Source organism: Helicobacter heilmannii, from assembly GCF_001283065.1.
Lineage (GTDB): Bacteria > Campylobacterota > Campylobacteria > Campylobacterales > Helicobacteraceae > Helicobacter > Helicobacter heilmannii.
In genome coordinates this window covers 363,484-378,962 of the sequence record NZ_CDMK01000002.1, presented here as the reverse complement: position 1 = coordinate 378,962, position 15,479 = coordinate 363,484, and the positions used below count along the sequence as shown (strand labels likewise).

General features: G+C 48.0%; 10 protein-coding genes and 1 pseudogene. 6 read left to right on the top strand and 5 right to left on the bottom strand.

From position 1 onward, the window contains the following. Positions 1-75: 75 nt before the first annotated feature. From AOG36_RS06010 to AOG36_RS06000, 3 genes and pseudogenes are all read left to right on the top strand, one after another. The gene (locus AOG36_RS06010; RefSeq protein WP_156294636.1) at positions 76-2,805 is read left to right on the top strand and encodes a YeeR family protein; all 2,730 of its coding nucleotides are present in this window, start codon (positions 76-78) and stop codon (positions 2,803-2,805) included. Positions 2,806-2,907: 102 nt separating this feature from the next. Then, on the top strand, positions 2,908-3,696 hold the full coding sequence (flgG, locus tag AOG36_RS06005) for a flagellar basal-body rod protein FlgG (protein ID WP_015107017.1): 789 nt from the start codon (positions 2,908-2,910) through the stop codon (positions 3,694-3,696). A gap of 87 nt (positions 3,697-3,783) precedes the next feature. After that, positions 3,784-4,815 (top strand): annotated as a pseudogene (locus AOG36_RS06000) (lipid A deacylase LpxR family protein). Between the two features lie 65 nt (positions 4,816-4,880). On the opposite strand, the gene dxs reads toward AOG36_RS06000, so the two are convergent. The 5 genes from dxs to AOG36_RS05975 are packed head-to-tail and all read right to left on the bottom strand — an operon-like array spanning position 4,881 to position 10,923. Further along, positions 4,881-6,701, bottom strand: coding sequence for a 1-deoxy-D-xylulose-5-phosphate synthase (gene dxs / locus AOG36_RS05995; protein WP_015107019.1), 1,821 nt, complete (start codon positions 6,699-6,701; stop codon positions 4,881-4,883). Positions 6,702-6,710: 9 nt separating this feature from the next. After that, complete coding sequence (gene fliH / locus AOG36_RS05990) at positions 6,711-7,511, bottom strand: flagellar assembly protein FliH (protein ID WP_082344320.1); 801 nt, start codon at positions 7,509-7,511, stop codon at positions 6,711-6,713. Further along, on the bottom strand, positions 7,498-8,529 hold the full coding sequence (gene fliG, locus AOG36_RS05985; protein ID WP_104690785.1) for a flagellar motor switch protein FliG: 1,032 nt from the start codon (positions 8,527-8,529) through the stop codon (positions 7,498-7,500). Before fliG ends, fliH begins: the two co-directional genes overlap by 14 nt. Next, entirely contained in the window at positions 8,526-10,226 is a 1,701-nt protein-coding gene (gene fliF, locus AOG36_RS05980) for a flagellar basal-body MS-ring/collar protein FliF (protein ID WP_015107022.1), read from the bottom strand. The genes fliG and fliF overlap by 4 nt, the downstream gene beginning before the upstream one ends. Positions 10,227-10,254: 28 nt before the next feature. Then, positions 10,255-10,923, bottom strand: coding sequence for a phosphatase PAP2 family protein (locus AOG36_RS05975; protein WP_053825670.1), 669 nt, complete (start codon positions 10,921-10,923; stop codon positions 10,255-10,257). A 172-nt stretch (positions 10,924-11,095) separates the two neighbouring features. Here AOG36_RS05975 and napA point away from each other — a divergent pair, with 172 nt between their 5' ends. The 3 genes from napA to napH are packed head-to-tail and all read left to right on the top strand — an operon-like array spanning position 11,096 to position 15,462. Then, on the top strand, positions 11,096-13,918 hold the full coding sequence (gene napA / locus AOG36_RS05970; RefSeq protein ID WP_015107024.1) for a periplasmic nitrate reductase subunit alpha: 2,823 nt from the start codon (positions 11,096-11,098) through the stop codon (positions 13,916-13,918). Further along, positions 13,919-14,668, top strand: a complete 750-nt coding sequence (gene napG, locus AOG36_RS05965) for a ferredoxin-type protein NapG (protein WP_015107025.1) — start codon at positions 13,919-13,921, stop codon at positions 14,666-14,668. It abuts the gene before it with no gap. Beyond that, positions 14,668-15,462, top strand: coding sequence for a quinol dehydrogenase ferredoxin subunit NapH (napH, locus tag AOG36_RS05960; protein WP_015107026.1), 795 nt, complete (start codon positions 14,668-14,670; stop codon positions 15,460-15,462). The genes napG and napH overlap by 1 nt, the downstream gene beginning before the upstream one ends. Positions 15,463-15,479: the final 17 nt, after the last annotated feature.

The window sequence follows — 15,479 nt, the reverse complement described above, 5'->3', positions numbered from 1 at the left end:
TCTAAAGCCCTAGCCTTTTTTGGCAGGGCATTGCGTTTTGTCATTGAATTAGAGTTATTTGCTTTTAGCGCGTTAATGCTTCTTGAAGCATTGAGCAAAACCGTGCAACACGGCACTTTGAGCTGGACACAGATCCTGTTGATGTGTTTGGTGGCTTGGGCACTCTTTAGGTCTTTTAGCTTGCTCTTGCCCCGTGTGGCTGAGCGCATTAGGGGGAAAGTTTTTAAAGACAGCAGTAGCTACTCTAAGATCATCCAAAATGACGCAAGAGGGGTGGCTTGTTTTATTGTGGTGCAGCTCTTGTTGATCACCCTCTGTGCCCATTATTTATGGGAACAGGCACCTAAAGAGTGGGCACTTTTTAAGAAAATCATCCAGCTTCTTTTGGGCGTTCAAGGGGTGGTGCTCATTGCTATGTTTATGTGGGCAATTTTCTTATCCTTTTGGAACAAAGTACGCAAGATAGATGTCTTGTATTTAGCAGGGTGTTTAGGCGTGCTTGTTGCAGGCATTTATTTTGGATGGCCACATTTCTTGTACCACATCAGTTGGGGCGTGGTGTGGATTTATTTATGGCTCTTTTTATATTTGTTCTATGGCTTTGGGCGTGCCCTTAAATTTAAAGTAAAGCTCAAACCCTTTTTCCAAAACATCCAAGACTTAAAGGAGGCTAAAACCCTCTGCTTGAGAGTCCATGATCTCTACCTTGAACCCAAAAATGAAAAATATGCGGACTTGGCAGACATGCTTACTTCAGACCTCTTGGTCTATGCTTTTGCCCATGAAAAAATCATGGCCCTAGAGGTTCCTTATAAAGAGGGCAATGACACCATCTACATTTACCGCAACACTCTAGGACTGCTCGCACACGCCACAGAAATTGCCATCTCTTGGGAGAATAAATCCAGTGCTCAGGAAATCTTAACGCGCCTCAACAACACAAATTGTCTAGCAAAAGCCCTAGATGCGCTAGAACAAGACCCTTATCTGGCACAAATTGAGCAGGGATCAGGCTTAGATGCACTGCATCGCATTTTAGAATATTACAAACAAGCCCCCACGCAATTTATGGACGCGCTCATGGCGCAAGCACCTAACCTTAGCTTTGGGCAATATGTGCTCGAAGGGCAGTATTATTATATGCCCTTTAGTTCTTTAAAGGCTTATGACTTATGCGCTTCGTGCGGAAAATTAGTGCCTAAAAAAGACCCCTATCTGGGCGAATTTTTCTGTTCGCAAGAGTGCCGCTTGACAGAAAGTTTATGCGAGGGCATTAGTGAATCCTTAAGCCCCTACATGCCAGAAGAGCAAAGCCTAGAAGATTATTATGCGCGCCTAGAGAGCAAAACAGAGGAACACATAGCACAAGTGCATGCACAGCTAGAAATGTTGGCTTCAGTGACCAACACCATAAAAGTAGCACAAAACTGGGCAGAACTTTACAAACCCCTATCAAATCCCAAGACAGGGCATGGCTGGATGGCAGAAATCCTTAATAACCGTATCGATCTCAAGGCGGGCAAGGATGCGCAAATTGTGGGGGGCGGCAACGCCAAAGGGGGAGCCGATCGCCTTGTGGATGGGATAGAGATACAGAGCAAATACTATGAGAGCGCAAAGAAGAGCCTTGATGCCTATTTCCACAGTAAAGATAGTCAGGGTCATGAAATCGTGTATCTTAACAAAGAGAACCAACCCATGGCCTTAGAAATCCCTAAAGATCAATACGATGAGGCAATAAATCTCATTGATGAGGGAGATTTTGATGCAGAACTGGAAAAATTAGGCATCACAAGAGAGGAATTTAAAGAAAACTTGTTGCCCGGTGTTTCCATGCAGGAGGCTAAAGCCAACATGAGATTTTTCACTAAAGAGAGTTTAGAGTTTGATAGCGAACGCGCAGGGATTGGAGCTTGCACAACTTTAGGGGTGTCCTTTGTGTGCAGTACGGCTCTTTTACTTTTAAGGGGAGAAAATGTTAGAGACGCTCTTAAAAGTGCGTTGTTTGCTAGCATACTTAACGCTAGCAAATCCTTTACTATCTCTATCATGGCAATGCAAGCCCAAAGGATTGGAGCTTTAGATAAGTTCTTAAAAAGTGCCATCAACTTTGATTTTAAGGACAATTGCATAGGGCGTAGCTTGGCCCAAATGGGCGGCGCTAGTAAAGACATAAGTACGAATGCGGCCGCCAACACAGTTTTAAGATCTAGTGTTGTAACAACTGGCGTAACTATCATTTTTAACAGCGCAATAGAAGCAATCCAGCTTGCAAGGGGTAAGATTTCAGGCATGCAATGTTTTAAAAATATCGTGGTGGGGGGCGTGCAGGCGGTGGGTGCAACCGCGGGGGCGGTGGCTGGAGCTGCTCTTACTGGGTTTGCCACTGGAGCCACTTCAGGGAGCATCATCCCCGTATTTGGCACCATTGTGGGGGGCATTGCTGGAGGGATAGCTGGTTTAGCTTTGGGCGCAAAGCTCACCAGCACAATCCAAGAAGATAGGGCGCGCATCTATACTCTTTTCTTTGGGCACATCCGATATTTAGCCCTCCTCTTTAAAATGGACAAACAAGAACTGGAGGCTTTCAGTGCCATGATCGATGCCACGATTGCAGAACATGGAGAGGAAACTTTCTTTAAAAAAATCAGTCCCAGAGCCAACCTAACCCTGCCCCATATTAATGCCATTTTAAAACCTATGGCCGTTATTGTGGTGTCCGCGCGTCCCAAAATCCCCCCTGCAATCTTTCATAGTCTCTATGCCAAGCAGGCAGAGGCAGAATTGCTTGAGGATTTATCATAGGGTTTTGTTCCTGCGGTTAATGTCTTTAAAGTTGCTCACTTTAGGAGGTGTTAAAAAATTTTAGCTACAATGACCTTTTACTCTCTTAATGAAAGGCTAGCCATGTTGCGATCTCTTTACAGTGCCACCACGGGAATGCTAGGCCAACAAACCCACATCGACACCACCTCCAACAACATCGCCAATGTCAACACGGTGGGCTTTAAACGCCAAAGAGCCGATTTCAACGACCTTTTTTACCAAGCCTTGCAATATGCCGGCACTTCCACCTCGGACACCACCAAATCGCCCAATGGCATTGAAGTGGGCCTAGGTGTGCGCACTTCCAGCGTTACAAAAATGTTCTCTCAGGGAAGCCCTAAAGAAACGGAGAACAATTTAGATTTAGCCATCACAGGCAAGGGGTTTTTCCAAGTGCAAATGCCCGATGGCTCTACGGCTTACACCCGCGCGGGCAATTTTAAAATTGACGATCAGGGCAATATGGTAACGACTGAGGGCTATCCCATCATCCCCCAAATCACCTTCCCCCAAGACACCACACAAATCAGCATCGGCGTGGATGGCACGGTGAGCATCACACAGGGCAATGCCACAACTTCTAATGTGATCGGACAGATCACTTTAGCTAATTTCATCAACCCCGCGGGCTTGCACGCTTTGGGTGATAATCTTTTGGCCGTAACCTCCGCCAGTGGTCCAGCGATTGTGGGTAATCCTAACGCCGATGGTTACGGGCAGTTGCGCCAAGGCTTTTTAGAGCTGAGCAATGTGCGCTTGGTCGAAGAGATGACCGATCTCATCACCGCCCAACGCGCCTACGAAGCCAATTCTAAGACGATCCAGACCGCAGATAACATGTTGCAGACGGTCAATAGCTTGAAGCGCTAGAGTTTTAGAAAGGAAGGGGTGCTTTCTTGGTTTTGTTTTGTCCCTCTGCGCTAGAGCATAGGGATCGCTTGATTTTGTGTGATTTGCATGTTTTATGTCTTAGGAATTTTACTCATCTGTTGCCTTCCAATCGCAGCAAGCCCTTCGTATCCCTCTTTGCTAGATGTCCCCACACCTTTAACCCCCTATAAAAAACAATACATTAATTTACTCTCTGAAAACGATGCCTATGTCTATCCAGCCGATCGCTATTACAGCGCGGGAAATCGTCTCAGCTACACGAGCAAAGAGTATAATTTTTGGGGTGCGGCTTACGCGCACTCTTGGATGGCTTGGAGTCGTTATTTAACCTTGATGATCCACTCCCCTAAAATGACTCGCTTTAGTGTGAGCATGACTCAGACCATGTACACACCGCACTTAGATAGCCATACGAGCAAAGCGATTGTGATGGGCGATCACCTCTATGCGGGCTGGTTGAGAGCCAATTTTGCCCTCTTCCAACGCGCCCCACATGCTCTCGAGAAAATCTTCATTTCTCTAGGCACGGTCGGTCCCGATTCGATGGCAGGACAAACCCAAAATTGGTTGCATGGGCTATGGGGCGATAAAACCTTTCAAGGTTGGCATAACCAATTGCGCAATGAATTCATCTTCCAATTCAATTACCAGTGGTTGTATCAAGTCTATATCCTCAAAACGCGCTTTTTTAGCATGGATATTTTGCCCGGTGTGGATCTTGCCCTGGGCAATGCCATCACCCATGTACGCTTGGGTTCGCTCCTTAGATTTGGGTATAACTTAAGCGCAGATTTTGGACCCAATAAAATTGGCACTCTTTTTAGCGGAGGGTAGCCTTTTAGCAACCACTTTTCTTTTTACTTTTTTATAGGGGCCAGTGGCAGTTACCAACCTGTCGATATTTTTATCCAAGGTAATAGCCCGCAAACTAGAGGAATCACCCACCTACCCGATGCGCTCTACGCTGTTGAGGGTGGATTTGCTCTGCTTTATCGGGGATTTCGCCTCTCTTTTATTGCCACTAACTTAAGCAAGGGATTTGAGGAGCAACCCTTAAGCCACAACATCGGTACCGCTGAACTGGATATTGCCTTCTAAAGGCACTCATTGAATTGAGTTCATCTCTTCTCTTCAAAGAAGGGTGTTTGGGTAAACTTAATATATCACGCCATGCCCGGTATTCTCTTAGCCAAACTAGTAGGATCGATCTGTAAAGATTGTTCCACTAGGGCGGTGTTGCCATGCGCGGGGTATAAGTCAGCGATTTCAAAACTCTCGACACACACCCCACCCCCCACAAACTCCAACAAGGCACTAGCCACGCCCCCCATTTGGTACGAATCGCTGAAGACATAGATTTTAGAGTAGCGGGGCAGAATGTCTTTAAGCGCGCCATCTAAAGGTTTTAAAAAACACAAATCCAAGAGAGCCACCTTTAGACCCTGTGCTTCGACTAACTTTAAAGTTTCATACGCCCGCCCCACGCCATTGCCATAGCCCACAAATAAAATATCCCCCTCTGCTTTCAACAGCTCACATTTGCCGTAGACATACTCTTTAGGCGCAAAAACCCCTTCTTCTAATAAAAACGCTCCCCTAGGGTAGCGGAAAGCACAAGGTCCTTGGGTGTGCTCTTTGGCAAAGTGTATTGCTTTTTGGAGTGTGGCGTTGTCTCTAGGAGCGAGTAAGGTCATGTTAGGGATAGGGCGCAAATAGGCGATGTCTAGTAGCCCTTGGTGTGTTTCGCCATCCTCACCCACAATCCCCGCCCGATCGATGGCAAATTTCACGGGCAAGGACATGATGCCCACATCATGCACGATTTGATCAAACGCCCTTTGCAAGAAGGTGGAGTAAATGCTCACAAAGGGTTTAAAGCCCTCTTTGGCTAGGGCAGCCATAGAGGTTACGGCGTGCTGCTCGGCAATGCCCACATCCCAAAAGCGCTCGGGGTAGCTGTCTATGAGTTTGCCAAGCCCCGTGCCCCCGGGCATGGCCGCTGTAACGCCCACGATTTTATCATCAGCACTTGCGAGCTCAAAAAGAGTTTCTGAGTATATTTGCGTGGGGTTGGCAATCTTAGGCGTACTTTTAAAGCTTTGGCCGGTTTTCAAGTCAAAGGGCCCCACGCCATGCCACTTTTCATACTTGCCCTCCGCCATTTTATAGCCCTTGCCCTTGGTGGTTTGGGCGTGGATGAGTAGGGGGGTTTTGGTGTCTTTAGCTAGTTTCAACGCTTGCGTGATCGCCTCCAAATCATGCCCATCGATGGGGCCCATATAGCTAATGCCTAATTCTTCAAAGAAAATCCCCGGAGTGATGAGTTTTAAGGATTCTTCAAAGCGGTTGGCTAAATAATTCACCCCCTCTGGCATGGATTTTAACACGCTTTTGATTTTGTCTCTAAAGGACTGGTAAAGCGGGCGTGCCATCAGCTGCGATAAGGCGTTGCTGATCGCCCCTATGGGTTTGGCGATGCTCATTTCATTGTCGTTGAGCAGAATGACTAAAGGGTATTTGCGATCGCCTAGCTCATCTAAGGCTTCGTAGGCCAACCCCGCACTCAAACTCCCATCGCCGATCATCACAACGGGCACTTCTGTTTTACCTGCCAGTACATAAGCTTTAGCCACACCCACACCCACAGATAAAGCCGTGGAGCTGTGCCCAGCGATGAAGTAATCATAGGGCGACTCACCAGGGCGCACAAAGCCACTTAAGCCCTCAAACTGGCGCAGAGTGTCAAAGCTCTCAAAGCGCCCAGTCAAGAGTTTATGTGCGTAGGCTTGGTGGCTGGTGTCGAAGATGAAGGGGTGCTTGTCCTTGTCAAACACGCTATGCAACCCCACAATGAGTTCGATCGCCCCCAAAGAGGAGCTTAAATGCCCCCCGTGTGCGCTCACCACTTCTAAAATCCGCCCTCTAAGCTGGGCACACACCTGCTCTAAATGGGGCAAATCCCGCTCATAAACTTCTAAATCCATGCTCTGTTGTTATGCCTTTAGATTGTCTAGCACACTCTCTTTTAAATTCTTATAGCGCGCCATTAAGTTGCCATCGATGTTGCCATGTGAGCTGGTGATGAGCACCCCGCCCTTGGCAATTGCATCGCTGGGTTCTAGCTTGATCTTGGGGAGATCTTTGAGATTTTGGGAGAGATAGGGGTAGTCTAGGGTGTTGACTTTTAGGCAAATGTCGGTTGCATCCATGATGTTTTTTAACAGCTCTCTAGCTAGAGCCAATGCCACTTCTTGGCTCTTTTCTTCCACTTCTTTAACAATTACCTCTTTAGCGATCTCTACGGCGATGCTGCTGAGTTCCTTTTCTAGGGCTTCTAGGTGACTTTGGGATTGTTGCATCTTTTGGTCGATGGCGGTGAGCGATTGTAACAAGTGAGTCTTTTCCTCATCAATGCTTGCACTCAACTCCTCTTTGGCCTTTTGTTCGCCCTCTTGAAAACCTATTTTGTAATTGTCCTCTCTAGTCTGTTGCAAGAGATTCTGGTTTTCCTCTTGACTCTTTTCAAATTGCATTTGGAGTTTGGCAAGTTGCCCTGAGAGTTCATCGGTTTTTTTGAGTAAACACTCGATGAGGTCGTTTTCTAGCTGGATGGATCGTTCAAGGTGTTCGTTCTCTTGAGGGGGCTCTGGGTATTCCTTCGTCTGTGGTTTTTTTTCTTCTGGTTGTTCTGTTGCCATTTCGGCGAAAGATTTAAAGGTGTATCTTTTAATCGTGTGCTTGTCTAGCTCCTCTTTGGGGATTAAATTCTCATCGCTAGAGTTATTCAACGACATCTTCCTCTCCGCCCATTTGGATCACACCTTTTTCGGCAAGTGATTGGACAATCTCGATAATCTTGCGTTGCGCGGATTCCACATCCTTAATTTTTACGGCTCCTAAATACGCCATTTCCTCAATAAACTGGTCGCTCGCACGGCTACTCATGTTGCTCAAGAATTTAGTTTTTAGTTCCTCCGTAGAAGTTTTAAGTGCCAAGGTGAGGTCTTTTTTATCCGCCACTTTAAGGATTTCACGGATGGCAAAGTTGTCAAGGGTACTGATGTCTTCGAAGGTAAACATCATTTCTTTAATATCGTTGGCGAGTTTGGCATCAATGTTTTCAATGCGTGCTAGCGTGGTTTTGGCCGCTTTTTGGCCTAGGCGGTTAAAGATTTCTGCCACTGCCCTAGTGCCACCCACCTCAACCTTGTAGCTGGTGAGGGCCTCTAATTTGTTTTCTAGCACGGTGGACACGCGTTTAACCACTTGTGGCGAAATGTCACCCAGGCTTGCCATTCTAATGCTCACCTCGGCTTTCATATCATCGGGGAAAAAGCTCAAAGTCTCGGCAGCATTGGCTGACTCCATATGTGCTAAAATCAAAGCGATGGTTTGAGGGTGTTCGTTGATGATGAAGTCGGCGAGTTGCTGGGGCTTGATGCGCCCTAGATAAGAGAAGTTCTTCTGGGTTTGCAAAGAGCGGCTGAGTTTCTCTAAAATGATCTTGGCCTGTTCGGGCCCTAGGGCTTTGATCAACAATTCCCTAGCGTACTCCAACCCCCCGCTGTTGATGTATTGGTTGGATTGTAAAATCGCAAAAAACTCTTCGAGAACCGCTGCCCCGATAGCCTTGTCCGTACCGTTGAGCTGTACGATTTGCTTGCTGATCTCGGTGATCGAGTCCACATCTAGATGGCGTAAAATCCCGGCAGTCGCCTCCTCGCCCACTTGGATGAGCAAAATGGCGATCTTTTCGGACATGGTAAATTCATCGAGTTGGGTTTTCTGTCTAGGAGTCAGTTTAGCCATCAATTGCCTTTGGTGTTGGTGATCGCAACCTCATCCTTGATCAAGAGTTTGAATAAAGATGCGATTTCTTCGGGTTTCTCTTTAATAGAGTTGCGCACCCTCTCAAGCATAATATCATACTTAACATCCTCTTCGTTAAAGCTCGCGCTAAGCCCCAACTGATCCTCTACTTTTTTACGCATTTCTCCAAAACGGTCAATTTCTTCATCATCATCCTCGTCCATGGCAAAGAGGGACTGGACTTTTTCCTCCTCATCGGGATGGATCTCCAGCATGCGCTGGCTGAAGGGAGTGATGACTCTTTTATAAAAGACATAGAGCACCAAGCCCACAATGAGATATTTGAGTAAAGAGGAGAAGGGTCCTAGGACCTTCTCAGTGGTCGCTACGATCTTCTCGTAGGTGGACATGGGGACATATTTTTCGGACTTGCCATTGAACTCAAAATTGCTCACTGTTACAGCATCGCCTCTAGCTTGACTGTAGCCGATCGCTTGCTTGACTAAGGCATTGATTTTCTCCATTTCATCGGCACTTAAGGCGACATATTCGATGCTCTCTTTGCCGTTTTTATCTACTTTTTGGTACTTGCCATCCACCACCACCGCGGCATTAAGGCGGGTTAGAACCCCAAATTCGCCTTTGATCTCACTTACAGTCTTACCCACTTCGTAGTTGGTGGTGTTGGTGGACTTCTCGTATTTCTCTTTCTCTGAGCTATTCAAGCCCTGCACAGGCCCGATATTGCTGACCACCCCTGGCACACCACCCACCTGCTTTTTGGGCAAGCCCTCTTTTTTTTCCTCCATGGTCTGCTCGCTGCGCACGACATTGTTGGGGTCAAAGGTTTCTTTGGTGCTTTTCTTTTGGCTGAAGTCAAACTCCGCACTCACCTTCGCCACGACCTTGTCACGCCCGCCCACAATGGGGGCTAGGATGTTGGCAATTTTGCTTTCTAGGATATTTTCAAAGTTTTGTTTGTAGTGCAGTTGAGCTTGAGCAAGCTCTCTAGTCGTGTCTAGCTCGTCATTTTCACCCAAAGGCTCGCCGTTTTCATTGACCAGCTTGACATTTTCCACCGTGAGTTTAGGTACAGAGGCAGCAATTAGATTTTTGATGCCTAAAATTTGTTTAGGCAACAAGCGCATGTTGGACTTGATTTTAAGCATCACTGAAGCCGTGGGAGGAATCTCACGGCTCACAAACACGCTATCTTTGGGGATCGCGATGTGCACATCCGCCTTTTCAATGGGGGTTAGGCTTTCAATGGTGCGGCTTAATTCCCCCTCGATGGCACGGATGTATTTGATGTTTTGGTCAAAGTCGGTTGCCCCAAAGTCTTTCACATCAAAAATTTCGTAGCCCACCTTGCTGGTCTTTGGGATACCCTGAGAGGCTAGGGTGATGCGTTCTTCATAGACCTTTTCTTTGGGGATTAAAATAGTGTCATCTTTGGGGATTTTATAGGGGATATGCTTTTGTTGTAGATGCTGTAAAATCAGCGCATTGTCGCTAGCATCCATGCCCTCAAAGAGTACCCCATACCCGCTCAAATCCCCCCGATCTTTGGTGGGGTAAACCAACAAAAACACCAAAAAGGCAACAATCAACGCCACCGCTATGGCGATGGTGATCTTTTGTGCCCTATTGAGCCTTGAAAAAAGACGGATAATTTGTTGTAATAAGCCCTTAAAATCCACGAACTATCCTAAAAGCAATCAAAAGCCATCAACTGCGCCCGTTTTGTTTTAAAGAGCCAAGGTAGAACCCCATAGAGCAACACACAAAACCCAGCCCCAAGCAAAACCCTCCGAGTACATCCGTGGGGTAATGCACCCCCAAATACACTCGATCATACATCATTAAAAAAATCCACAAAAATAAGAGCACAAAGCCCCCCACTTTTGCCCCCAAACTTGCCCTAGAGCTACACAGCAAAAACGCGAACAAGCCGTAAAAGAGCGCAGCCGCTAGAGCGTGTCCGCTGGGAAAACTAAAGCCATGCGCCAAATACAGCTCTCCATTAGTGGCTGGGCGTGGGCGTGCCACGAGCTGCTTTAGCCCCTTAAGCGCCACCTCCCCCACAAACACGGTGCTAAAAAACCAAACCCCTAGAGCGGTGCGCTTTTGAAACACCCACCAAGCGGCGATGAGTAGAGCTATAGGCGTGGTGAGTTTAGATTGGGCAAACCAAGTGCTCACAAGCACAAATTTTAACCAAATCCCTTGAGTGGGGGCAGGAGTGCGGATCACACCAATGAAAAAGGCATCCAAACTTTGTATCCAGTCTTGTTTTTGGACGACCCCAAGAGTATCTAAGCCCAGCAGCATGAAGAAAATTATTCCCAAAATCCACAACAACTTAACCGTAGATTTTTGCCGGCCTCTTGCGCCCATTAACCCTCCATAGGGAGTTGCCATGTAGTATCTCCATACCCTAGTTATAAAGGGCAATGATAACTAAAAATTGATAAAAAATAGCCATAAGCCCCGGCCATTTACCCAACATTTGCCCTAAAAACGCATAAATTCCACTATAATGTCTCTACAAAAGTACAAAGGACAGTCCATGACAACAAATCCCTCAGAACATGTAACCCCCCAAAATGAGAGCCGCCGAGAGTTTTTAAAATCAGCCGCCTTAGCCTCTGCGATGGGCAGTGCTGGGCTACTTGCCCCCCCCGCCTTACAAGCTAAGGCTGAACGTGCCCAAGAAGGTTGGAAATGGGACAAAGCTGTGTGTCGTTTTTGTGGTACGGGCTGTGGGATCATGGTCGCCACGAAGGACGATAAAATTGTCGCCACAAAGGGCGATCCACTAGCCCCCGTCAATAAGGGGCTCAACTGCATTAAGGGCTACTTCAATGCCAAAATCATGTATGGGGCGGATCGCCTCGTAGAGCCCCTTTTAAGGGTCAATGAAAAAGGCGAATTTGACAAAAAAGGCAAGTTTAAACAAGTTTCTTGGAAACGCGCCTTTGATGAAATGGAAAAGCAGTTTAAAAAATATTATAAAGAAATGGGGCCCACGGGGGTGGGGGTCTTTGGCAGCGGGCAATGGACGATCCTAGAGGGCTATGCCGCCCTTAAATTGATGAAAGCCGGCTTTAGGGGCAACAACATCGATCCCAACGCCCGCCACTGCATGGCAAGCGCGGCTGCCGGATTCATGCAAACCTTTGGAATCGACGAGCCCAGTGGGTGCTATGACGACATCGAAGCCACGGACACCATCATCACTTGGGGGGCAAACATGGCAGAAATGCACCCCATTTTATGGTCTAGGGTGAGCGATCGCAAATTAAACAGCCCCGATAAAGTCAGGGTTGTCAATCTCACCACTTTTTCTAACCGCACCTCCAGCGTGGCGGATGTAGAGATCATCTTCACGCCAAACACGGATTTAGCCATTTGGAATTACATTGCCAGAGAGATCGTCTATAACCACCCCGAGGCGATCGACCAAAAATTCTTAGATGATCATATTGTGTTTGCCACCGGATACGCCGACATTGGCTATGGCATGCGCTCCGATCCCAACCACCACGGCTTTAAAGCGAGCGAAAAGGACACCGTCGCCAAACAAAACGCCATCACCCTAGATGAGGATGAAGCGATTGCGCTTAAACACTTAGGTGTGAAAGCAGGTGAAGTGTTCAAAATGGAGCACCAAAAACAAGCGGGCAAACACTGGCAAATCACCTTTGCCCAGTTTAAAGAAGCCCTAGAACCCTACACCCTAGACTATGTCGCCAAAGTGGCTAAGGGCGATCGCAACGAGTCGATGGAGAGCTTTAAGCATAAATTACAGCACTTGGCTAAACTCTACATTGAGAAAGACCGCAAAGTGGTGAGCTTTTGGACGATGGGCTTTAACCAACACACAAGGGGTTCTTGGGTGAATGAGCAGGCTTATATGGTGCATTTCTTATTAGGCAAGCAGGCTAAGCCGGGCTGTGGGGCGTTCTCACTCACCGGCCAGCCCAGCGCATGTGGCACGGCTAGAGAGGTGGGGACATTTAGCCACCGCTTGCCCGCAGATATGGTCGTGAACAACCCCGAGCATGTCAAAATCGCCGAAAAACTTTGGCACTTGCCTAAGGGCACGATCAACCCCAAGCCCGGCTACCCTTTCTTGACAATGATGCGCGCCTTAGAGGATGGCAAGGTGAAGTTTATTTGGGTGCAGGTGAATAACCCTTGGCAAAACACCGCGAATGCCAACCACTGGATCAAGGCGGCTAGAGAAATGGACAATTTCATCGTGGTGAGCGATTGTTATCCGGGGATCAGTGCAAAAGTGGCGGATTTGATCTTGCCCACGGCGATGATTTATGAAAAATGGGGGGCGTATGGCAATGCCGAGCGGCGCACACAACACTGGAAACAACAAGTTACACCCGTGGGCTCAGCCATGAGCGACACTTGGCAGATTTTAGAGTTTGCCAAACGCTTTAAACTCAAAGAAGTTTGGGGCGAGCATAAAATCGATGACAAGCTCACCTTGCCTAATGTCTTGGCTGAGGCGCGTAAAATGGGCTACAAGGACAACGACACGCTCTACCATGTGCTCTTTGACAACCGCTTCAGCCGTAAGTTTTTAGCCAGCGACCCTATCGGTAGGGGTGCACCTAACTCTGAGGTATTTGGGGACAGACGCCATGTCATTGGCAGCGATGGCAAGCCCTTTAGAGGTTATGGCTTCTTCATCCAAAAATATTTATGGGAGGAGTACCGCAAATTCGGCAAGGGGCACGGGCATGATTTGGCCTACTTTGATGACTACCACAGAGCACGGGGCTTAAGATGGCCGGTGGTCAATGGCAAAGAAACCCTCTGGCGTTTCAACACCAAGTACGACCCTTACGCTAAAAAAGCCGCCCCCAATGGGGATTTTGCCTTCTATGGTAAGGCGGGTAAAAAGCTGGTGAGCGGGGATTTAAGAGGCCCACAGGGCACAGAGGCCAAAAGCCTAGCCAACAAGGCTAAGATTTTCTTTAGACCCTTTATGAAAGCCCCTGAGCGCCCCAGCGAAGAATACCCCTTTTGGCTGGCTACGGGGCGGGTTTTAGAGCATTGGCACAGCGGTACGATGACCATGCGTGTGCCTGAGCTCTTTAGAGCCGTGCCCGAAGCGTTGTGCTACATGAACGAGGAGGATGGCAAAAAATTAGGTCTAAACCAAGGCGATGCGGTGTGGATCGAATCACGCCGAGGCAGTGTAAAAGCACGGGTGGATATGCGTGGACGCAATAAACCCCCTATGGGGCTTGTCTATGTGCCTTGGTTTGATGAAAATGTGTTCATCAACAAGGTTTGTTTGGACGCGACTTGCCCCATTTCTAAGCAAACCGACTATAAAAAATGCGCGGTGAAAATCACCAAGGCATAGATGCAAAGACGGGCGTTTTTACAAACAGCCCTTAAGGGGGCTTTGCTGTGTGGCAGTGGGGGGGCTTTTTTGGGGGCAATGCTGAAAGCCAAGAAGCAAGACCGCTACAGCTTAAGACCCCCGGGGGCTGAGGATGAAGAACGCTTTTTGAGTTTGTGTATCCGCTGTGGGCTGTGTGTGCGCGATTGTCCCTACCACACCCTAAAACTTGCCACTTTGCTAGACCACGCTAGAGTGGGTACGCCTTTTTTTGAGGCCCGCAAAGTCCCTTGCTACCTCTGCCCCGACATTCCATGTATCAAGGCTTGCCCCACAGATGCCCTTGATAAAAGGCATTTAGAGAAAAATCAAGGCGTGGGATCGCTTAAAATGGGTGTAGCGGTGGTCGATCCGGTCTCTTGCGTGGCGTTTTGGGGGATTCGTTGCGATGTGTGTTACCGCGTTTGCCCCCTAATCGATCGGGCGATCAAGCTAGAAAACAAACATAACGAGCGCACGGGCAAACACGCCTATATGTTGCCCATGGTCCAAAACGATGTGTGCGTGGGCTGTGGGCTGTGTGAGCGGGCATGCATCACCAAAGAGCCGGCGATTCGGGTTTTGCCCGTGGCGTTTGTGAGCGGTAAAGTGGGGAATCACTATGTCAAGGGGTGGGATGCCAAGGATCAAGAGCGGGTAAAAGACGCAAAACCCAACACCCTAAATCCCAAAACAGACAACCCCCTAGACTACCTGAATAATGGGCTTTGATGCGCTATTTAATCCTAAGACGACTCGTACAATGCGGAATTTTAGTCTTGTTTGCCGCCAATACATGGATACTCAAGGGCAATTTGAGCGCGTCTAGATTATTCAACACGATCCCTTTAAGCGATCCCTTTGCAGCCTTACAAGTGTTTTTAGCCAGTCTGCATGTTGAGATCACCGCGCTCTTGGGAGCTCTCTTGGTGCTGTGTGTTTATGGCTTGTTTTTGGGACGGGCGTTTTGTGCGTGGGTGTGCCCGGTGAATATGATCGTGGATTTTGCCGCGTGGGTGAGGCGTAAATTAGAGTTTAGGGGCGTGCATTTGGGCTTGCCTAAGAATTTACGCTATGTCCTTTTAATCCTAAGTTTGATCCTCTCCTTTGTGCTTGCCACACCCGCCTTTGAGAGTGTGTCTTTCATCGGGGTGGTGCAAAGGGGGATTATTTTGGGCACAGCTTCGTGGCTCATTGTGGCGTTGTTGCTCTTTTGCGTGGATGCGTTTTTGGGTGATAAAATCATTTGCTCCAAACTCTGCCCCTTGGGGGCATTTTACGCACTCACCAGCCGCTATGCGCTCTTAAAGGTCAAGCATGACGCGATGCGTTGCACCAAGTGCGAACTGTGTTGGGATATTTGCCCCGAACGGCAGGTGCTGTGGATGGTGGGGCTTAAAAGCGTGTCGGTCAATTCGGGGGAGTGCACCCGTTGCGGGCGGTGCATTGAGGTGTGCGAGGACGATGCGTTGGGGTTTAGCATTTTGGACTTGAAAGGAAGTTTTAAGAAAAAGGACCTAGACTAGAGCTTTTATCGCTTTGG

Bases quoted from the DNA above. Each gene is read 5' to 3' on its own strand.
- AOG36_RS06010 (WP_156294636.1), top strand. From the start codon at position 76: ATGCTTCTTGAAGCATTGAGCAAAACCGTGCAACACGGCACTTTGAGC.
- flgG (WP_015107017.1), top strand. From the start codon at position 2,908: ATGTTGCGATCTCTTTACAGTGCCACCACGGGAATGCTAGGCCAACAA.
- dxs (WP_015107019.1), bottom strand. From the start codon at position 6,701: ATGGATTTAGAAGTTTATGAGCGGGATTTGCCCCATTTAGAGCAGGTG.
- fliH (WP_082344320.1), bottom strand. From the start codon at position 7,511: ATGTCGTTGAATAACTCTAGCGATGAGAATTTAATCCCCAAAGAGGAG.
- AOG36_RS05975 (WP_053825670.1), bottom strand. From the start codon at position 10,923: ATGGGCGCAAGAGGCCGGCAAAAATCTACGGTTAAGTTGTTGTGGATT.
- napA (WP_015107024.1), top strand. From the start codon at position 11,096: ATGACAACAAATCCCTCAGAACATGTAACCCCCCAAAATGAGAGCCGC.
- napG (WP_015107025.1), top strand. From the start codon at position 13,919: ATGCAAAGACGGGCGTTTTTACAAACAGCCCTTAAGGGGGCTTTGCTG.
- napH (WP_015107026.1), top strand. From the start codon at position 14,668: ATGCGCTATTTAATCCTAAGACGACTCGTACAATGCGGAATTTTAGTC.